We start from the raw sequence: 20,463 nt of genomic DNA, 5'->3' as shown, positions 1-20,463 counted from the left end.
TGCTCGCAGGTCGCGGTCCGGGTAGGTTGCTATTGCGCGTCAGCCTGCGCCTCAAGCTCCTTCTTGACGGCTGCCTGGCGCTCGCGGACGGCCTTCATGACCTGCTCTGGGGTCATCTGTCCCGCGAGCATGCCCTGAACGCCGTTCATGAGGGCTTCGGCGACCGAATGCTCCATCATGGTGTCCGTCCAGGCGGAGATGACCGGGGCGTCTTCCACCATCTCCATGTACTTGCGCAAGTACCAGCTGGCATTGTCCTCAGTGACCGCGCCCTTGACCTGGACCAGTTCTTTGCACTTGCTCACGAACTCGCGGGCAACTTCGGGGGAAGTCATGTACTGCAGAAAGGCGGCCGCGGCTTCGGGGTGTTTCGTCTTGCTGGAGATCACATAGCCGTCAGCCGACCCTGCCAGGGCGTCTTGTTCCCCTTTACCCCCGCTCACCGATGGGAAGTTGAAGAAGTCCCACTTGTCCCAGAAAGCTTTCGGGGCCTCTCCGCCTTCGACGAGCTGCGAGAAGTCCCAGGTGCCGGTGTAGAACATCGCGGCCTTCTCTCCGTAAAACATTGCACGGGCGTCCGCGCGACTCAGGCCGTTTGGGCTGGCATTGAAGACACCCTTCTTCTGGAAGTCGTCGAACATCTCAAGGCCTTTGAGCCAACCCGGATCGGCGTAGTCGCCGGGGCCCATGGGGTCGTACTGATCCATGACGGCTTTGTGCCCCATCAGCCGCTGGAAGAGGACGCAGGGGAAGTGGTGCGCGGGCCATCGCTCCTTGTTGCCAAGTGCGATGGGCGTGACCCCTGCGGCCTTGAGCTTCTCGCAGACCGCGATGAGTTCGTCCCAGGTCTTCGGGATCTCGATGTTGTGCTCTGCGAAGATGTCCTTGTTGTAGAAGAAGAAAGTGCATTGCAGCAAGTATGGGACGCCATAGGTCTTCCCGTCGTACACGTAGGCTTTGAGGGCTTGGTCGATGAGATTCTGTCGCCAGGCGCCGTCATCGGCGTCGAGGTAGGGAGTGAGGTCGAGGCAGTTGCCGCCGCGCACAAAGGCGTGCAGCATTTTCTCGCCGCTCCAGACGAAGTAGATGTCGGGAGGACTGTCGCCGCCCAGCGCCACACGGATCTTGGTCTTGTACTGGTCTGGTTCGAGATTGCTGACCTGAATTGTGACGTCGGGATTGGCTTTGGTAAAGCCCTTGACAATCTCGTCGAGTGCGGACTTGCGGGGCTCTGTGTTCCAGATTGTCCAGAGGGTGAGTTCCCCGGCCAGCTTCCCGCCCGCGGAGGGGGACTCCACGCCGGTAGCGGCGACGGGTGCGGGCGCGTTGGCCGGCGCCTCGGGCTGAGGCTTCGGGCAGCCTGAGAGGACTGCGAGAAGCACGAAGGCAGGGACCAGGAAGGCGAGATGTCTCATGGCGGAGGCCTCGCTTGGGGAGGATTTGCGTGGGCGTGTATTCCGCGAAGGGAATGAGGATTCCTGCAACGGCGGCCTCACCCCGGCGCTGCGTTCCAGGGCGCTCGCCTATGCAGCCCATCCAGACGGCGGTTGCGAATGGCCGGCCGGGCGAGTGACCTATTCCGGCGGGGGACCGAAGTCGCCACGGAATTCAAGCCAGCTCAGCACCGCCCAGTCGCCGCCCACATTGTCCAGCTTCACCCGATGCTTCCCGGCCGGGATCCTGAAGGTGACTGTCTTGTCGTACTCCGCCATGGAGCCATTGTTCAGACCGTCGAGGTCCGGAAAGTCCTCGGTCTGTGTGACAACCCCATCCACACTGAGTTCAAGACGTGCGCCCAGGGTGGCGACTGCTTTCACGTTCACCAGGAGTTCGGCGGGCTTCAGGGCATTCACGCGGAACACCGGCGGATTGCGCAGGTGTTGGTGCAACATGCCCTGCAGGTAGCCTTCGACTTGTTCCGGATGGTCCACGTCGCAGCCGGGAAGGACCGCGAAGTCACTGCGCGCGGGGCGTTCCCAGTGACCCATGGGCCGGACGCGCACGGAATCGCGCAGGCCGCGGCAGTCGGGCTGTTTCTCGTACCGCAGGAGGACGATGGAGTACGCATCGATCGAACCGAGTCTGATCTCCATGCCGCCTTGGGTGGCCTTGCAGTCGACAGGGCGCTCGCCGTCGAAGTCGGGGGAGATCATGTGGGCGTCGGTGGGGAGCTCGACCAGCGGTGTCCGGAGTATGACATTTTCGGCGGGCACAAGGGCGCCGTCGCGGACATTGCGGTTGATGACGTGAATGACCAGCGTACCGCGGCCTTCATTCCACCAGGCGGCGAGGCTGAGGTGCGGTGGCTCAGGGGCGATGCCATCGCTGCCAAGCCACGCGCTCTTCTGATAAAGGTCACGATTGCGCTTGATGAAAGCGGTCTGGTGGGCGATGGTGGAGAAGGTGCCGTCGCGGCCGGCATCGCAGTTGAACGGCCCCAGGACGGGGTAAGCGAAGATGGCACCGGCGGCATAGATCTCGGCGCCGCGGGTGCGCATCCAGACTTCGCGTTCGGAAGGCGCAACGGCGAGCCAGGGGAAGGGCGGATCGCCGAAGCCCCAGTCGTGAAACAGCACCACCGGCACGTCGCTCCCGGCCAGGCGGCGCCCGCGAGTCACGAGAGAGCGCCAGTAGGGAAGCTGGTTGTCGGACAGATCGATGTGGCCGTTCTTCACCGCCCACTGTCCCCAGACGCCCAGCACTTGGAGGTCCACGTATTTCGCGAGCCCATTGGCGCTGATTAGTACCGTGCGCCCCTTCTCGGCTGCATAGGCGCGGATGCGGTCGGTGAGTTCCTTCCAGGCACGGTCGTCTCGCCAGGCCCGGAAACGCGACCACTGAGTGCTCATGCGGTTCGCGGCTGAGGTCGGGACTTCCAGCAAGCCCTTGATGCGCAGGTACTCGCGGTAATCGAAGCTATCCATGCCACCCGAGGGGCAAACGGTGTTGTTGTCCAGGGGGACCTCGAGTTCCGACGTCCATCGCGGATCGCGGTCAGCCCAGTCGCGGGTTTCTTCGGAGATTTCGAGGAGGAAGTGGCGGAAATCGCGGAGGGAGTAATCGTCGTAACCTTCCATTCTGCTGAGGGCGGCGGTGTGCTCGTCCATGAAGAGGTAGTCCACGCCGGCATCGATCTGCTCGCGGCACCAGCGGAAGAGATAGTCGATATATGCGGGGCAGGAGAGGGAGCCGTGCCGGGTGCCGGGCTGGTCCCAGGCGTCCACGAGTTCACCGTTGGGCGCGCGGGTGGCCATGTCGAGGAGTTGCTCGCGGGTAATCCCGTTCTCAGTGTCGTACAGGGCGCTGCAGGTGATGCCCCCGCCGAACAATGCGCCGAACTCGTGGGCCTGACCGGGGATCGCGGCCCATTCGTGGACCGGTGGGGCCTGCCCCCACTTGAACCAGCCGCGCACGATCATATCCGAACCGGCCTTGCGATGCAGGGCAAGGGAGTACTCGGACGAAGTGCGCTCCCCCATAGTGTAGATGATGGCGTCGCGGATATCGGCCACGGGCTGGGTGCGTGCGAGATCGGCGGGAAAGTCGGGGGCGTCGCGCAGCCATTCATCGGGTACCGGAGGGGCCTGGAGAGTGAAGGCCTGGGCCAACTGAGCGCCCTCAGAGGCCAGTCTCGTGGCGCGCGCCACATCGGCAGGGGTGTTTTCGGGGCCAAAGGGCGCCAGCCAGGCCCAGCGAGCCCCGGGTTCGCCGGCGGCGACGTAGCCTGTGTAGAAATAGAGATTCGCCGGCGTATGGCGCTGAAGAAAGCTGAACCCCCGAGCCCAGTCTTCCTCATAGTTCACGAACACCACGCCGAGGCCGGTGCCCGAAGACTGCGAGCGAACGACGAGCGCGGGAGCCTGTGGATTGAGACGCTTGACTGTGTCGCCGGTGTTACCCCAGGGGGAGACGCCTGCGTACCCGGGAACGGGGTCGAGGGAAGAGATTGCGCCGGAATGGTCCGTGCCATCGGGGTCGCGGAACCAGTAGGTGTCCCAAGCTTCGGGATCGAGTATCAGGCGCGCGGGCGCCCATAGGCTGCCCTCCAGCGGAGCGCCGCTCTTGCGCGACAACTCAGCAGACATGAGAATGCCATCGTGGGTGCAAATGCAGTTGATGACCATCTCCAGGCCCAGGAAGCGGCTGATCGGGCCGCGCCGGGAGATATGCACCATGTCTGCGAGCTCCACCGCGATGCAGGTGGCGCGGGTCCCGTGGGAACTGAGGACGTCGGAACCGGTGAGATAACCCGTGCTGACGCCGGCGGCGGTCTTAGTCACCGGGTGCCACCGGCCATCAATGCCTCTGAGTTCCAGGGCGAAGTCGAGTGCTTCTGCCCCGAGAATGGCTCGATAGCTGTCACCCTCAACGACCCAAGTAGCGCCCTCGCGGGTGAGGGTGGGCGATTGGGCGCAGCAGAGGGTGGGAATGAGCAGGAGCACTGCGGCTGCGGGGAAGAAGCCTCGTGGCATGCGGATTCACCTCTTATGGTGAGGGACAGTGACGAATAGACCTTCGCCGCGTTGGGCGGGACCGCCTGCAAGGAGTGATCACCATTGCTTTTGACACGAATTACGTTTTCGTGCTACCGTATCTCGGTGCGCACAGAATGGTCTGTCAGGGGATGCCATGCGACGCGGCTTCACGCTTATCGAACTGCTGGTGGTCATCGCGATCATCGCGATCCTCGCCGCTATTCTCTTTCCCGTCTTCGCCCAGGCCCGGAGCAAGGCCCGGCAGGCGTCGTGCCTGAGCAACATGAAGCAAATTGCTCTTGCCTGGAACATGTACGCCCAGGACTATGACGAGACCACCTGTCCCATCTACATTGCGGTGGGTGCGGCGCGGTACCGGTGGCAGCAGTTGCTGCAGCCGTATATCCGGAACACCGAGATCTACCGGTGCCTGGAAGGCCCGCCGGCGATTGACCCGTACACAGGCCTGTACATGTCGTATGGGATGAACTCGACGAATGACGGGACGTATTGCCTGTGGTACAGCACCGCGCTGGCGTCGATTGAGGCGCCGGCGGAGACCATCGTGGCGTCGGACAGCATGGATGGGCGCTATTACGTGTACTGGGCGGCCACGGCGCCGAACGAGCGATATGTGGACAAGCGGCACAATGATGGGGCGAACCACTTCTACGCGGACGGGCATGCGAAGTGGCAACTTGAGACAAAGCAGCGCGAGTGGACAGTCATCGCGAGCGACTGAACAGGACGAGACCTGATGCCCTTCTACAAGGTGACGTACTCGGAGAAATACCGCCGGGCCAGCGTACACAATCGTGGGTGCGACTATCGGTGCATCGGCTGCGCGTACAAGATCAGGGATGTGCAGCCGGTTGAACACTGGCCGAGCCTGGAGGAGATCAAGGCCACGCTGCTTGCGCTGGACCTGCAGCAGCTGAACTTTATGGGAGGGGAGCCCACGTCTTGTCCGGACCTGCCGGAAATGCTTCGGTTCGGGAAGCAGGAACTGGGGGTGCGGACCATGCTGGGGCATACGACGGCCTGGCGTCTGCCCCTGGAGAATCTGGATGCAGCGAACGTGTCTTTCAAGGCGTTCTCGAACGAGAAGCACCTTGAATACACGGGGAAGCCTGCGGAGCCGGTGTACAGGAACTTCCGGCGTGGGTTTGAGGCGGGCATCGAGATGAAAGCCAGTTGCGTCTACATCCCCGGGTTCATAGATCGTGATGAGATTCGGGGAATGCTGGAGTACCTTTCGGGGCTCTCCCGCGCGATCCCCTTCCACATCATGGGCTATATCCCAATCCCCGGCACGCCCTGGCCAAGGCCCACAGATGAGCAGATGCGGGAGATCGTGGAGTTCGCGAAAGGCTACCAGGAGACGGTCACGTTCTCGCACCTGACGGTGGAGGATGCGCGGGACTACTCGCGCCGCGACGACCGTTTCAAGGTTGTGCAGGTTCTGTAACGCATGGTCTCCCGGAGCCACTCTGCGTCTCGAGCAGCAGGCGTCCGGCCTGCCGCCCTTGCCCTCGGGGCCCTGGGTCTGCTCTCGGTGTTCCTGCTGCCTGGTTGCATCACGCGTCACACCGACACCACGCCACCTCCCGCTTTCACCACCATTACGTACGCTTACTGGGCGCTGGATGCCGAAGAAATCAGCCTCACCCATGCCCTGGAGGATCGCTTCGAGGCGAAGAATCCGTCGGTGCAAGTGCGCCTGGTGGAAGTGACCGACCGCTACTATGACAAGCTGACAACCCTGTTTGCGACAGGGAACGCGCCGGATGTGATGTCGTTGAACTACGGCCGGATGGGGGACTTCGCACGGGAGGGGTTGCTGGCGGATCTGAGCGGGTTCGAAGGGCTTGAGAGCGGGGAGTTCACCAGGTCGGCGTGGGAGGCTTTCGCCGGGATCGGGCCGACGGTTGGGCGCCCGGGGATAGTGGGCATTCCCAGGGACTGGGGCCCAAGTAATCTGCTGGTGGTCAATGTGGATGCGCTGGCAGCGGCGGGTGTAGCGGAACCGGACCCGCGCTGGACGTGGGAGCAGTATGCAGACGCCTGTCGGAGGTTGACGGTTCGGGATGGCAGTGGCGCGGTGCGGCAATATGGCGGGGCGATCTGCCTGTACCCGTATGCGGCCCTGGCGTGGATGAGGCAGGCGGGAGGGAATGTGCTGGCGGGGGATGGCGAGAGGAGCACGCTGTCAGACCCGGCGAATGTGAAGGCTCTGGCGTTCCTGAAGGGCCTGGTGGAGGAGGGGGCCATTGCGCCGCCTGATCCGGCACGGGATGAGTCATTGGAGCGATTCCAGTCAGGGAAGGCCGCGACGGCGTTCGTTACCCCGTACTCGCTGGGAGACCTGGAGGAGATGACGCAGACGCACTGGTTGCTGGCGCCGCCCCTGGTGGGTGTGAGGGAAGCCACCGGGTGCATACCCACCGGAATCGCGATCTCCAGCGACTGCGAACACAAAGCGGCCGCCTTCCGATTGCTGCGTTTCCTCGTGACAGAGGGCGCGCGACAGGCAGCGGCGAGGGGGCTGTGTGTACCTGCGTGGAAGCCGGCCCTGGATGCGCTGGAGTACGGCCGGAGGGAGGATGAACGAACTCGCGCCGCCCGAATACTGCGTGAGGCCGTTCCCCTGGCGGCTCCCCATCCGGTGGCCACCCACCTGGCGTATGAGACGATGATGTCAGAGTTGCGGCGCGCCCTCGAGGATGTGTTCGTTCGCGACGCCGAGCCGCACCAGGCGCTTCTGCGCGCTGAAAAGCGCATCAACTCCGCGCGTCCATGAAGGGCGCGGGGATGTCTCCGTCGAAGCAATTCCCCACACGCTTGACGCAGTCAGTGCAGCTTGCCGGCATGTCGACCCCCGGGTGCTTCCGCGGGACCGACAGCCTTTCAACAGGGAGGTCGTTCGTCATGGCGCTGAAAGTTGGTCTCGTGGGTTTCAAAGGAATCGTCCGTTCGCACGTCCCCGCATACCAGCAGAGCGAACTTGCCGATCTGGTGGCTGTCTGCGATCCAGTCCCCGGCCGGGCGAAGGCGGCAGGGGACGAGCTTGGGATCAAAAGCTACGAGAGCCTTGCGGATATGCTGGACGCCCACCCGGACCTGGACATTGTGGATGTCTGCACCGGCGGCTATGAGAACGGGAGCTGGCACTATGAGCCGGCACTTGAGGCAATCGAGGCGGGCAAGAACGTGCTGGTTGAGAAGCCCTTGTCGAGTGATGTGACGGAGGCGCGGCATCTGGTGGCGCGCGCCGCGGAGAAGAAGGTGGCTTTGGGGTGCAATTTGAACCACTACTTCACGCCCGTTGGCGACCGCGCGCGAAAGTACGTAGATGACGGCGATGTGGGCGAGCTTGTCTACTGCCTGTGCAAGATGGGGTTCCACGGCGGGCATGTTGACGGCTACAAAGGCCCCGGAAACCCGAAGGTCAAGGGGTTCCCGTATTTCCACGTGAAGGCGTTCCTGTCCCACCCCTTCAGCGTCATGCGCTATCTATGCGGGGACATCACTCATGTGCAGGCTTTCCTGGACAGCCCCGGATTCCGCAGAGCGGGCGGGGATGTGACGCTGTCCACGGCCAGTATTCATGTGCGGTTCTCGGGCGGCGGCGTGGGTTACCTGTTGAGCCAGCGTGGAGACGCGCCGTATGGTCTGGGCGGCTGGTGGAGCATTGAGGTGGCGGGGACCCGGGGGACGTTCTGTATCGAAAACTGCATCGAGAAGCTGTCTTACTGGAAGGCGCCTCGCGGCGGCGGACCGGGTCAGGCCGAGGTCGAGGCGGATGAGATCACCACCACGGGGACCGTGGACTTCAACCAGACCTTTGTTCATCGCATCAACGCATTTCTTGAGGATGTTGCCAATGGCGTACATCCGGATCATGTTCGGGCTTCGGGTCGAGATGCCCTGGCGGCGCTGGAGTACACCTTCGCGGTGATTGAGTCCCACGAGAACGGTGGTGCACTCGTGCGGCCTCACCCCCTGCCGCCGCTGCACGGGGACCCGCTGGCGATGCCGGACTGACGCCAAGCGGAGAGGTCCAAGTCCTGGTGGTGCGGAGGGGCCAGCCCGCACCCCACCGGGGTCACCGGCCCCAGACCCCATGCACGCTGTTGCGACTGGTTGCCCATGAGCCGGCACATGCCGCAGGACCTGGATGGTGATGGCCCTTGGCCGATGGTCTGATTTGTGTGATTGGCAGCGCGAATGTGGACCTGATCATGAAGGTCCCGCGTCTTCCCGCACCCGGGGAGACGGTGACCCAGGGCGAGTACTGTCAGGTGCTCGGCGGTAAGGGCGCCAATACCGCGGTTGCTGCAGCCCGGGCGGGCGGCAGAGTGGAGTTCGCCGCCTGCCTGGGCGACGATCCTTTCGGGCGGGCAATGCTGGAAGAGTTTGCGGCGGATGGCATCGGGACGTCGCATTGCCTGCTGATCCAGGGCAAGCCCACGGGCACCGCGCTGATCATGGTGGGGGCGTCCGGTGAGAACTGCATCGCGGTAGCGCCGGGCAGCAATGCTGACTTGACCCCGGAACGAGTCCGGGAGCTTGTGCCGCTCATCGCGGGGGCCGACTGGGTGCTGCTGCAGATGGAGATTCCCGTGGAGAGTAACCGGGCGATACTGCAGGTCGCACAGGAGAACGACGTGGATGTTCTGCTGAACTATGCGCCGGTTGGGAATGGAGAACTGGCGCTGTCGCCGGCTGTTTCGGCGCTGGTGGTCAATGAGGTGGAAGCGGCGGCGCTTTGCGGGAACTCGATCGAGAGTGTTGCTGATTCCTTCGACGCGGCGAGGCGGCTGGTGGAGCAGGGACCGGGCCTGGTGGTGGTGACCCTGGGGGCGGAGGGGCTCGTCGCGTGCGACGGGGGACAGGCTATCGCCATTCCGGCCTTTACTGTGAAGGCTGTCGACACCACCGCGGCCGGTGACACCTTCTGTGGGGCTCTCGCAGCGGCCCTTGCCGAGAGGCGCGACTTGCCGGATTCGCTCCGGTTCGCCAGCGCGGCGGCTGCGATCAGCGTCACGCGAATGGGTGCGCAGCCGTCGATCCCGAAGCGTGCTGAGATTGAGGCTTTCCTGGCAGAGCAGGAGAGCGCGTGAGGCTGGGCGCCGCACCGCGGACTACGGGAGGAACCATGAAGGATCTCATCCAGCGCCTTGCGGAGATACCGACGGCTCCAATCAGCGACGTCATGCGGCGCGCGGGGATGGGCACGGGGACGATGCATTCGAGCATGAAACCCGTCTGGGCTGGGGCTGAGGTGTGCGGACCGGCGTTCACGGTGCATACATACCCGGGGGCAACGGCGGGTTGCGATCTGGCGCTGCAGCATGCCAAGCCTGGCGATGTGGTGGTGGTCGCTGCGGGAGGAGTCACCGAGGTCATCGTGTGGGGCGAGATCTACAGCGCCTGGGCGAAGCAGAAGGGCCTGGGTGGGACGGTGATCGACGGCGCGGCGCGGGACATCGGGGGCATCCGCGAGGTGGGCTACCCGCTGTTCGCGCGCGCGGTGACTCCCGGTGGTGCCACGGCGGATGATACCCAGTCGCAGATGCAGATTCCAGTGGCCTGCGCGGGGGTCGTGGTGCAGCCCGGGGACCTGGTGCGGGGAGATGAGAACGGCGTGGTGGTGATTCCGGCCCAGAGCGCTGCAGAGGTGATCGAGCACGCAGAGACTCTTGCGCGGAAGGAAGCGCGGATGGTGGAACTGCTGAGGGCTGGTGTCGGTCTGCCGGATGCCGCTCGGCAGTGCGCGGAGGAGGGGTTGTAGGGGCCGGCCGCACCCAGGCCCGTCGCATGGGGCACCGGCGGCCTCACCCCATGAGTCTCCCTGTCCGTCGCGGCACGGGTGCTCCGGACGCGGGGGGATGAACGGTGGAGGCGCAACTCGAGGATGGCGATCTATCCGGTACAGACGCAAGCTCCCGATGGGGCTGGGAGCGGGGGTGCTGGTGCATCGATCGGAGAGATAAGAGCGCGGCGGGACAGGTCTGCACGGACCTGATTCCCGCCGCGCGCATTCGTGGTCATTGGGATACGAGCTTCCGACGCGGAAGGTCCTCAGTGCGTCTGTGCGGGTTACCTTGTGAACTGGATGAAGCCCGCCCGGGTCACGTCATAGGAGTGGGCCTGGGTGCCCTCCCACATGAGCCAAAGGCCGTCTTCCGCCTTGCGCACTGTGATGTTGAAGGCCACCCTGGGCTCTGCGGAGGGGTCAAGGTCGAGAAGGACCAGCGGGATCGCGAACTCCGCAACCCAGCGGTCCGGAGCGGGCCGCGTGGCCTTGAACTGCACGCCGCCAGGGTCCATGGAACTGGGCTCCTGGTCACCGTTGGGCGTAATGCCGAACTGCAGGTGGCCATTGCCGAAGCCTCGCAGGACGCTGATCGGCGTCGCCTTGCCCTCCACGACATTTCGTACGCTGATCTCCACCGCATCGTCCTGCCCCCACTGGTTGCCGACGAGCTTTGTGGCGGGCAAGATGGTGTTGTCTACCGCGATGAACAGGTGGGTATCGTTGTAAGCCAGCCAGGCCTTGCTGGGGCGATTGGCCTTGTTGCCCATGACATCCTGGACGATCGGCATCGCAGATTCCTCGGTTGCGCCGGACCACTCTGCAGTGTCGATCACACCGTCGATGGTGATCTGCGCGGTTGCCCGGGGCACTTTGAACGTTGGCGGCGGCCCGGTTTTCACGCGGGGAGCGGCGGCAGCAGTTCCGTCCAACGGCGGCAGAGGAGTGGGCGCGGGGTAGGTCCATTCGCGCACAGGCGGGTCGGGGCGCAGGGCATCGGCCTGCAGGCCCATCCGGTCGAAGGGGACGGGCTGGAAGCCGGGGAGCTCTGCGAAGACCTGGGCGTCAGGCTTGAGAGCAAAGTTGCCGGAGGCCGCGTCCACGAAGCCCGGATCGGTGTCGATGATGAGGTTCTCGTCGTCACTGACCTGCCAGTTGCCGCTCTTCACGCCGGCGCACATGACGATGAGATTGCGCACGGCGTTGTTCACCCGCGGCTGGCCCGGTTGTGGGTCCATGAAGCCGACGAGTTCCGGGTAGCGCGTGGTATACGGGGGCTTCGTGATGTCGACGCTCTTCAGCAGCCTTTCCTGCCACAGTTCGGCGTTGATCATGTCCTTCCAACGCTTGTCATTCCACGGGGCAGAACCGAGGGCGCGCTTGCACTCGATGAAGATGTTGTTCTCGGCGAGGTTCCCGTGGCCGCCGTGGCTGAAAACGGTGCCGAAGGACCCCCGGCCGGGCTCGCCGCAACGGAAGAAGACGTTACCAATGACGAAATCGCCGCCGTCACCGTCGTCGAAGTAGACCGCGGCGTTCCCGTGGCCCATGGGGCTGCCGATGTTGTGCCAGAAGTTGTACCGGATGATGTTCCCGCGGCAGGATGGGTCGCGGCCCTTGTATAGCGCGCCGCAGTCATCGGTCTCGGTGCAGATGTGGTGCACCTCGTTGAACTCGAAGATGTGGTCATTGCCGCCGATGGCGATGGCCTGGTGGGGGGCATCGTGCAAGAGGTTGTGGGCAGCTCGGTTGCCCACGCCGTTCATGGTGAGGCCGTTGGCGTAGGTGAGTTGGTGCTCGGAGAAGCGCCAGATGTGGTTGTTGTAGGCGATGTGGCCGGCTGGAGTGAGGGTCTTGCGATCGCCACCGGACAGCCAAAGGCCGCCGGTTCCGGTGTGGTGGATGTCGCAGGCTTCGACGCGGTGGGCAAGACCGCCTTCGACGCGGATTCCCAGCTGGCGCATGTTGCGGACATCGCAGGCCTGGATGGCGACGTTCTCGCCGCCGGTGACTGAGATCCCGTCGGCGAGGCCTGCCTCCACCGTAAAGCCGCGCAGAATCAGATGTGATGCACCGTTGACGACGATGACCGGAGCGTTGAGGGTGGAGAGGGTGATCGTTCCTGCGGCGATGTCGCGCGGCGGCCAGAAGTAGAGGGCCTTGACTTCGCGGTCGATGTAGTACTCGCCTGGGCTGTCGAGTTCTTCAAGGACGTTGAGGGCGTGATACCGCCGGGGCGATGGGTTTCCCTGGCGCACGCTGTAAAGGGTGGGTGCGGCGAGGGTTATCTGCTTCGTCTCGGGGTCGATCCTGGCAACGCGGAGCGTCTCAGCGTACCAGTCATAGCACCAGTAGCCCAGTAGCCAGACGCCCTTGTCCACGTCCCATCGGGATGGGTTGTCTTCGGTGTACTCGAAGACTCCCGGGCGGTTGGACTGGTCTCCGTCGCGCGGACGCGAACCGGTGTCGATGATGCGGGCGATGGTTGCCCAGCCCTCATTAGGCCAGCGGGCGAGGGTCATGCGCTCGTCATCGAAAAAGAGCTCGGGAGCCGCCGGTGCGCCCCGAAAAACGGTGGGGAACTGGCCGAGGTCGGTGACCCCGAGGGCGGCGAGATCGACCGCGAGGACCTTCCCGCGGGCTTCGGGGACCAGGCGTGAGAGGATAGTCTCGTCTCGTAGCGGGGTGAAGGCTTCAGGTGGGATGGAGATCCCGCCGACGATGCGCACTTCCTCGCCTGGCGCGGCGCGGAAGGTGACGGGAGCCTGAGCGGTTCCCGAGTCGGCCTCGCTCAGCTCGAAGGACCCGGCACGCGGATAGACTCCGCCCCGCACGGTGATGGTGATCCCGTCGGGAGGAACCTGGCCGGCGGCGATCATGGCCCGGGCAGCGTCGCGGGCCTTGTCAAGGGTCGCGAAGGGACCGTCTGTGCCTGGGGCATTGGGCTCGGCGAGAGTGCCGGACCAGGCGTCATTCCCCGCGGGCGAGACGAAGAATGCGTCTGCGGCGAGGCAACAGCCCGATGTGGTCAGGGCCAGAGCGGCTGCTCCGATAATGCCACGGATGGCTATGTGTCGGTGCATGAAGGATCACTCCTGTCTGGGCGGTTGTGGGTCGACGGCCCCTCCGAAGGGCGAAGACATAGGGCTGGCGCGGTACGAGTCCGCATCGTTCAACCGACGGACGATAACGGCCAGTCCGGGACCTGTCTGCGTCACTGTTCCCGCCCTAACCGAGAGGGACCTTGTTGGCTCGCAGTTCGTGGGAGCCGTCCGGCCGGCAGTACTCGTAATAGTAGAACAGCGCATCGTCACACTGAATGACCTCGATGTAACGGATCGTTCGCTGGGCATGAGGCGACAAAACGAAGGGGCCCGCCTTTGTGATGCGTTCCCAGGATCGCAAGTCGGTGCTGATGCACATTCCCGCGCGCTCCTCGTAGTTATCTTCGACGGAGGCGCTGCCGTCGTAGAAGCCAAGGAAGAAGGGCGGGGTATGAAGTATGGAGCCGATGCGGGTGCAGTACTGGTCCCAGCCCTTGTCAGGTGGAGAGAGTATGTCGCCGACCCAGTCCCAGTGGACACCGTCCTCGCTGGTGGCAAGGCCTGTGTGGGACTTGGTGACGCCGGTATTGTAGATGTCGCCGGTGGCATGCATACCCGCAACGGGAACCGCCGGTGATGGTGCGTAGCTGACGATCATGTGGTACAGGCCGCAGATATTGTAGACGCAGGGGTCTTTCACGCCCTCGGCGGCGATGTCGTCGGCGCCGAGGATGCGCACGCGTTGGGTGGGGTCGAGTTCGGGGATGCTCGGAGCTCGGCAGAGCTCGATGCACCAGCGGCCGTCGGTGTCCACGAAGCTGAGGAAGAGCATCCAGTCGCCATCGGAACTGCGGATCAGCGAAGCTTTTTCCATCGACTGGGTGCAGATCTGTTCTTTGGTGGCAGACCAGATATCCTCGAAATGCAATCCATCGGCACTTGCCGCGATGCGACAGTCGACCCCGCGGCCGAGTTCGCGGGGCTTGCGCATCCGGTAGTAGAGATAGAAGCGTTCGTCGGCCGGGTCGAAAACGCCGCAGGGGGCACCCGCCCACCAACCGGGTCCTGCACCCAGGGGCTCGCGGACAGTGGTCCCGGACTGGGGATCGAAGAGTGGAATGTTTCCGAAGTGCCGGGCAGCGGGTACTCTGAGATTGGCCTTGACAGACATGGATGGCCCTCCGTAGTTGGTGGTGGCTTGTCGCACGGAGCAGTGTACCTGAAAAGGGCGCGCAGGGCCATAGAAAGCGGTCTTGGGGGCAAGAACAGCGGTGTGTGTCACGGCGCGAGATTCAGCGCGGATGTGTGGTGTGCGGCCCCCCAAAAAAAGATGTGAAGCGCGCTTGACAGGTGCGGGGCAAGTCTGTATACTCCGCTCTCGTTGCCGGGTGGTGGTGGGTCCGAAGGACAGTGGAGCGGCAAGGCTGCTTGAAAAAGTCCTTGACAGTGAAGACGGGTTCGGGTAATTTATAGAACCCGACGCACGGCGACGGGGACATTGAAAAGCCGCGAGTTACAGGACCGCGATGCGGAGAAATCTGCAGAAAAGTAGTTGACAGCGAATACGCGATCCAGTATGGTAGCGGCCTGCGACAAGAGCGATCCTTGAAAACTAAATAGCGTGACGATGAATTGCCAGCAAGCTCTGTTCTAGGTTCCGGCCGGAGTCAATGGCTTCGGTACGGGCATTGTTTTTTCGATGGAGAGTTTGATCCTGGCTCAGGACGAACGCTGGCGGCGTGCCTAATGAATGCGAGTCGAACGAGATCCAGGTGGAGTCTTCGGACAATACCTGGTGACAGTGGCGAACGGGTGAGTAACACGTGGGTAACCTGCCCTTCAGTCGGGCATAACAGGGGGAAACTCCTGCTAATTCCCGATATGCTTACGTGACACAAGTCGCGGAAGGAAAGCTCCGGCGCTGAAGGATGGACCCGCGGTCGATTAGCTAGTTGGTGGGGTAACGGCTCACCAAGGCGATGATCGATAGCCGACCTGAGAGGGTGACCGGCCACACTGGGACTGAGACATGGTCCAGACTCCTACGGGAGTTAGCATCAGGGAATCTTGCACAATGAGCGCAAGCTCGATGCAGCGACGCCGCGTGGGTGATGAAGGTCTGCGGATCGTAAAGCCCTGTCAGGAGGGAAGAAGTTCTGACTGTACCTCCAGAGGAAGCCCCGGCTAACTACGTGCCAGCAGCCGCGGTAACACGTAGGGGGCCAGCGTTGTCCGGAATTACTGGGCGTAAAGCGCGCGCAGGCGGTCTAGTAAGCAGCGGGTGAAATTCCGGGGCTCAACCCCGGCGCTGCTCGCTGAACTGCTAGACTAGAGTACGGGAGAGGGCAGTGGAATTGCCGGTGTAGCGGTGGAATGCGTAAATATCGGCAAGAACACCAGTGGCGAAGGCTGCTGCCTGGAACGTTACTGACGCTGAGGCGCGAAAGCTAGGGGAGCAAACGGGATTAGATACCCCGGTAGTCCTAGCCGTAAACGATGGACACTAGGTGTTGGGAGCATCGACCCTCCCAGTGCTGTTATGCTAACGCGTTAAGTGTCCCGCCTGGGGAGTACGGCCGCAAGGTTGAAACTCAAAGGAATTGACGGGGGCCCGCACAAGCGGTGGAGCATGCGGGTTAATAGGATGATACGCCTAGAACCTTACCAGGGCTTGACATCATAGGGACAGCCTGTGAAAGCAGGTCTCCTGGGTAACCCCCAGGTCCTATGACAGATGGTGCATGGTTGTCGTCAGCTCGTGCCGTGAGGTGTTGGGTTAAGTCCCGCAACGAGCGCAACCCTCGCCAGATGTTGCCATCAGTTCGGCTGGGCACTCTTCTGGGACTGCCTGAGTAATCAGGAGGAAGGAGAGGATGACGTCAAATCTGCATGCCTCTTACGCCCTGGGCTGCACGCGTGCTACAATGGCGAGTACAAAGGGTAGCTAAGCCGCGAGGTGGAGCCAATCCCCCAAAACTCGTCCCAGTTCGGATCGGATGTCTGCAACTCGACTCCGTGAAGGTGGAATCGCTAGTAACCGTGGATCAGCAACGCCACGGTGAATACGTTCCCGGGCCTTGTACACACCGCCCGTCAAGTCACGAAAGCAGGTAGTACCCGAAGTCCACTGCGGTGGCCGAAGGTAAGACCTGTGATTGGGACTAAGTCGTAACAAGGTAGCCGTACCGGAAGGTGCGGCTGGATCACCTCCTTTCTAAGGAGAGATCCGAAACATTCGGATCAGGTCGATCTGGCAATCACTCACGCTATTTAGTTTTGAGGGATCGCATCACGAGGCTGTGGAGGCGCACGGCCATCGGTACGTGGGCGACGGGCTCAGGATAGAGTTTCAGACGGAGATGGGGCGTTCCTGCGAGGGAGCCTGATCCCCTCGCATTTTTCGTCGGTGTCGGAAGCGAACCTTCGAGAACGGGATGGGCCGGTAGCTCAGCCGGTCAGAGCGCGCCCCTGATAAGGGCGAGGTCGGTGGTTCAAGTCCACCTCGGCCCACCACTGAACCTCGGTGGCCGGGAGTGAGACGGGGGCCAGGGCGGACCGAGTGGGGACGTAGCTCAGCTGGGAGAGCGGCTGCCTTGCACGCAGCAGGTCACCGGTTCGATCCCGGTCGTCTCCACCAATAGATAGGCGATCAGGTTGGTACGTGGCGCCCTAGAGGGCATCATGCACGAGCCTGATGGCTCGAGACGATCGCACCTTGACAACTGCATAGCGGACAGTAACGCAAGTTACTAGTTAGCCGAAGGAATCTCACATTGCGTGGTCAAGCTACCAAGGGCGCACGGTGGATGCCTTGGCACTGAGAGCCGATGAAGGGCGTAGCAAGCAACGATACAGCCCCGGGGAGCTGCAAGCAAGCATGGATCCGGGGATGCCCGAATGGGGAAACCCGGCGCCGGTCACGCGGCGTCGCCCTTACCTGAACACATAGGGTAAGGGTCGGTAAGCGAGCGAACTGAAACATCTTAGTAGCTCGAGGAAAGGAAAGCAAAAGCGACTCCCCTAGTAGTGGCGAGCGAACGGGGATCAGCCCAAACCTGGCGTGTGTATAGCCCACATGCGTTGCACGTCAGGGGTCGCGGGAAGGCTCGTGCGGAAGTGTGGTTCCGCTACGGAGTTACAAAACATCAGTCTAGCAGAACATGTCTGGAAAGTCGGGCCATAGCGGGTAATAGCCCCGTACGCGAAAGACTGGTGTCTCCCAGAGCTTCTCCCAAGTAACACCGGGCACGTGATATCCGGTGTGAATCCAGGGGGACCACCCTCTAAGGCTAAGTACTCTCAGTGACCGATAGTGGACAAGTACCGTGAGGGAAAGGTGAAAAGCACCCCGGAAGGGGAGTGAAATAGTACCTGAAACCGTGTGCCTACAACCGGTCGGAGCCCGTTGGCCTTCGGGCCAGGGTGACGGCGTGCCTCTTGCATAATGAACCGGCGAGTTATGGTGTGCAGCAAGGTTAAGCCGTGAACGGCGGAGCCGCAGGGAAACCGAGTCCGAATAGGGCGATCCAGTTGCACGCCATAGACCCGAAACCAGGCGAGCTATCCATGGCCAGGGTGAAGCGCAGCTAATCCTGCGTGGAGGCCCGAACCGCTCGGCGCTGAAAAGCCGTCGGATGAGCTGTGGATAGGGGTGAAAAGCCAACCGAGCCTGGCGATAGCTGGTTCTCCCCGAAATAGCTTTAGGGCTAGCCTCAGGCGTTCAGTCACGGAGGTAGAGCACTGAATCGGCTAGGGCCCTTGACAGGGTACCAACCCGAATCAAACTCCGAATGCCGTGACTTCAGAGCCTGGGAGTCGGACCGCGAGGGATAAGCCCCGCGGTCGAGAGGGAAACAGCCCAGACCACCGGCTAAGGTCCCTAAGCTAGGCTAAGTGGTAAAGGATGTGGAGTTGCTGAAACAGCCAGGAGGTTGGCTTAGAAGCAGCCATCCCTTTAAAGAGTGCGTAATAGCTCACTGGTCGAGTGGCTCCGCGCCGAAAATCCAACGGGGCTAAGCCTAGCACCGAAGCCGTGGAAATCTGGAGTCGGTCGCGACTTATCCCGACGGTATCGCTTTTGTCCGCCTTTGCTTCGGCATTGGCGGGGGACTGCGAGCCCCGGGTGTCGGTCGCGATCATCATACTCCGGGTTTGGTAGGGGAGCGTTCCGTAGTAGGACAAAGGCAGACCGTAAGGACTGCTGGACGAATCGGAAGTGAGAATGCCGGTACGAGTAGCGAAAAGTGAAGTGAGAATCTTCACCGCCGAAAGCCCAAGGTTTCTTAAGCAAGGTTCGTCCTCTTAAGGTTAGCCGGGCCTAAGCCGAGAGCGAAAGCTGTAGGCGATGGACAGCCGGTTCATATTCCGGCGCCACTGTGCAACGACAAAGTCCCGATGGGGGGACGCAGGAGGGGCGATCATCCGCGTGATTGGTAGAGCGCGGCCAAGCCCGTAGGGGGGCTGGATAGGCAAATCCGTCCGGCCATAACCCCGAGAGGTGATGGGGAGCTGCTGTAATGGTGGCGAAGTGGTCATTCCCATGCTGCCAAGAAAAGCCTCTAGGGAGTTGCACGGTGCCCGTACCGCAAACCGACACAGGTGGGCGGGGAGAGAATCCTAAGGCGCGCGAGAGAACCCTCGTTAAGGAATTCGGCAAAATCACCCCGTAACTTCGGGAGAAGGGGTGCCCCTGGCTGTGACGCGTCTCGCACGCTGAGCATCTGGGGGTCGCAGAGAAACGGCGGGAGCGACTGTTTACCAAAAACACAGGTCTCTGCTAAGGCGCAAGCCGAGGTATAGGGGCTGACGCCTGTCCGGTGCCATACGGTTAAGGGGAGGGGTCAGGCCGCATTTATGTGGCCGAAGCTCTGAACCGAAGCCTTGGTGAACGACGGCTCTAACCATGAGAGTCCTATGGTAGCGAAATTCCTCGTCGGATAATACCCGACCTGCACGAAAGGCGTAACGATTCCTGCGCTGTCTCAACGAGGGACTCGGCGAAACTGTAGCACCAGCGAAGATGCTGGTTACCCGCAACAAGACGGAAAGACCCCGTGGAGCTTTACTGTAACCTGGTATTGGATTTGACTTTGCGGTGTAGAGCATAGGTGGGAGGCTATGAAGCGAGCTCGCCAGGGCTCGTGGAGCCACCGTTGGAATACCACCCTCCGCAAGGTTGGAATTCTAACCTGAACCGTTATCCGGTTTGGAGACAGTATCAGGTGGGCAGTTTGACTGGGGCGGTCGCCTCCTAAAAGGTAACGGAGGCGTACAAAGGTTCCCTCAGCGCGGTTGGAAATCGCGCGAAGAGCATAAGGGTATAAGGGAGCTTAACTGCGAGACCCACAAGTCGAGCAGATGCGAAAGCAGGTCCTAGTGACCCCGCGGTTCCGAGTGGAAGGGCCGCCGATCAACGGACAAAAGTTACCCCGGGGATAACAGGCTAATTCCGCCCGCGCGTTCACAGCGACGGCGGAGCTTGGCACCTCGATGTCGGCTCGTCACATCCTGGGGCTGAATTCGGTCCCAAGGGTTGGGCTGCTCGCCCATTAAAGTGGTACGCGAGCTGGGTTCAGAACGTCGTGAGACAGTTCGGTCCCTATCTGTTGCGGGCGTTGGAAACTTGCGGGGAGCTGCCCCCAGTACGAGAGGACCGGGGCGGACAGACCTCTGGTGTACCTGTTGTCGCGCCAGCGGCACATGCAGGGTAGCTACGTCTGGAGTGGATAAGCGCTGAAAGCATCTAAGCACGAAGCCCACCCCAAGACTAGGTTTCCTCGAGGTTCGACCTGTAAGGGCCCTGGTAGACTACCAGGTTGATAGGCCGGGAGTGTAAGGGCAGTAATGTCTTCAGCTTACCGGTACTAATCGCCCGAGCGCTTGCCACGCTTGCACTCATTCTGAGGCTAACAAATCCGCTATGCAGTTGTCAGGGTGCGCGCGTATTGACAACCGTTTTTCCCGGTGACTATGGCGGAGGGGCCACACCCGTTCCCATTCCGAACACGGAAGTAAAGCCCTCCAGCGCCGATGGTACTGCGATGGAGACGTCGTGGGAGAGTAGGTCGTCGCCGGGGCTGATTGACGGGGCCGGGGCATCGTGCTCCCGGCCCCGTCGCCATACCCG

Annotated in this window: 10 protein-coding genes, 2 tRNA genes and 3 rRNA genes; 11 read left to right on the top strand and 4 right to left on the bottom strand. The window is 62.4% G+C overall.

The annotated features are described in order from the left end of the window. Positions 1–29: 29 nt before the first annotated feature. Positions 30–1,415, bottom strand: coding sequence for an extracellular solute-binding protein (locus tag HPY44_17445; GenBank protein NSW57789.1), 1,386 nt, complete (start codon positions 1,413–1,415; stop codon positions 30–32). A gap of 159 nt (positions 1,416–1,574) precedes the next feature. Further along, positions 1,575–4,472 carry a hypothetical protein gene (locus HPY44_17440; GenBank protein ID NSW57788.1) on the bottom strand — a complete coding sequence of 966 codons (2,898 nt, stop codon included), beginning with the start codon at positions 4,470–4,472 and terminating at the stop codon, positions 1,575–1,577. Positions 4,473–4,629: 157 nt separating this feature from the next. Here HPY44_17440 and HPY44_17435 point away from each other — a divergent pair, with 157 nt between their 5' ends. From HPY44_17435 to HPY44_17410, 6 genes are all read left to right on the top strand, one after another. Next, complete coding sequence (locus tag HPY44_17435; protein NSW57787.1) at positions 4,630–5,217, top strand: prepilin-type N-terminal cleavage/methylation domain-containing protein; 588 nt, start codon at positions 4,630–4,632, stop codon at positions 5,215–5,217. A 15-nt stretch (positions 5,218–5,232) separates the two neighbouring features. After that, positions 5,233–5,943, top strand: coding sequence for a radical SAM protein (locus tag HPY44_17430; protein ID NSW57786.1), 711 nt, complete (start codon positions 5,233–5,235; stop codon positions 5,941–5,943). A 3-nt stretch (positions 5,944–5,946) separates the two neighbouring features. After that, positions 5,947–7,275: a sugar ABC transporter substrate-binding protein gene (locus HPY44_17425; protein ID NSW57785.1), complete on the top strand. Its 1,329-nt coding sequence runs from the start codon at positions 5,947–5,949 to the stop codon at positions 7,273–7,275. Between the two features lie 128 nt (positions 7,276–7,403). Then, positions 7,404–8,519, top strand: a complete 1,116-nt coding sequence (locus HPY44_17420; GenBank protein NSW57784.1) for a Gfo/Idh/MocA family oxidoreductase — start codon at positions 7,404–7,406, stop codon at positions 8,517–8,519. 197 nt (positions 8,520–8,716) lie between these two features. Beyond that, positions 8,717–9,598 (top strand): ribokinase, encoded by an 882-nt coding sequence (locus HPY44_17415; GenBank protein NSW57783.1) that lies wholly within the window; start codon positions 8,717–8,719, stop codon positions 9,596–9,598. A 35-nt stretch (positions 9,599–9,633) separates the two neighbouring features. After that, positions 9,634–10,269, top strand: a complete 636-nt coding sequence (locus HPY44_17410; GenBank protein NSW57782.1) for a hypothetical protein — start codon at positions 9,634–9,636, stop codon at positions 10,267–10,269. Positions 10,270–10,577: 308 nt separating this feature from the next. Here the strand turns inward: HPY44_17410 and HPY44_17405 are convergent, their stop codons facing one another. After that, positions 10,578–13,376 (bottom strand): hypothetical protein, encoded by a 2,799-nt coding sequence (locus tag HPY44_17405; protein ID NSW57781.1) that lies wholly within the window; start codon positions 13,374–13,376, stop codon positions 10,578–10,580. A gap of 145 nt (positions 13,377–13,521) precedes the next feature. Next, entirely contained in the window at positions 13,522–14,508 is a 987-nt protein-coding gene (locus HPY44_17400) for a hypothetical protein (GenBank protein NSW57780.1), read from the bottom strand. A gap of 528 nt (positions 14,509–15,036) precedes the next feature. Between HPY44_17400 and HPY44_17395 the strand changes: the two genes are divergently transcribed. From HPY44_17395 to rrf, 5 genes are all read left to right on the top strand, one after another. Then, positions 15,037–16,553 (top strand): 16S ribosomal RNA (locus tag HPY44_17395). Positions 16,554–16,773: 220 nt separating this feature from the next. Beyond that, positions 16,774–16,850: transfer RNA gene (locus tag HPY44_17390), tRNA-Ile, on the top strand. A 48-nt stretch (positions 16,851–16,898) separates the two neighbouring features. Further along, a tRNA-Ala gene (locus HPY44_17385) sits at positions 16,899–16,974 on the top strand. A 141-nt stretch (positions 16,975–17,115) separates the two neighbouring features. Then, positions 17,116–20,225 (top strand): 23S ribosomal RNA (locus HPY44_17380). A 71-nt stretch (positions 20,226–20,296) separates the two neighbouring features. After that, positions 20,297–20,413: ribosomal RNA gene (gene rrf, locus HPY44_17375) — 5S ribosomal RNA — on the top strand. The 16S, 23S and 5S rRNA genes sit together here with 2 tRNA genes alongside, the layout of an rRNA operon. Positions 20,414–20,463 lie beyond the last annotated feature (50 nt).

It is taken from the genome of Armatimonadota bacterium, assembly GCA_013314775.1.
Classification (GTDB): domain Bacteria; phylum Armatimonadota; class Zipacnadia; order Zipacnadales; family JABUFB01; genus JABUFB01.
Note: the sequence above shows the minus strand (reverse complement) of the source record. Positions and strands in the feature narration are given on the sequence as shown.

Coding starts and splice junctions, on each gene's coding strand:
- HPY44_17400 (NSW57780.1), bottom strand. CDS start 14,508: ATGTCTGTCAAGGCCAATCTCAGAGTACCCGCTGCCCGGCACTTCGGA.
- HPY44_17445 (NSW57789.1), bottom strand. CDS start 1,415: ATGAGACATCTCGCCTTCCTGGTCCCTGCCTTCGTGCTTCTCGCAGTC.
- HPY44_17415 (NSW57783.1), top strand. CDS start 8,717: ATGAAGGTCCCGCGTCTTCCCGCACCCGGGGAGACGGTGACCCAGGGC.
- HPY44_17425 (NSW57785.1), top strand. CDS start 5,947: ATGGTCTCCCGGAGCCACTCTGCGTCTCGAGCAGCAGGCGTCCGGCCT.
- HPY44_17405 (NSW57781.1), bottom strand. CDS start 13,376: ATGCACCGACACATAGCCATCCGTGGCATTATCGGAGCAGCCGCTCTG.
- HPY44_17430 (NSW57786.1), top strand. CDS start 5,233: ATGCCCTTCTACAAGGTGACGTACTCGGAGAAATACCGCCGGGCCAGC.
- HPY44_17440 (NSW57788.1), bottom strand. CDS start 4,472: ATGCCACGAGGCTTCTTCCCCGCAGCCGCAGTGCTCCTGCTCATTCCC.
- HPY44_17435 (NSW57787.1), top strand. CDS start 4,630: ATGCGACGCGGCTTCACGCTTATCGAACTGCTGGTGGTCATCGCGATC.
- HPY44_17410 (NSW57782.1), top strand. CDS start 9,634: ATGAAGGATCTCATCCAGCGCCTTGCGGAGATACCGACGGCTCCAATC.
- HPY44_17420 (NSW57784.1), top strand. CDS start 7,404: ATGGCGCTGAAAGTTGGTCTCGTGGGTTTCAAAGGAATCGTCCGTTCG.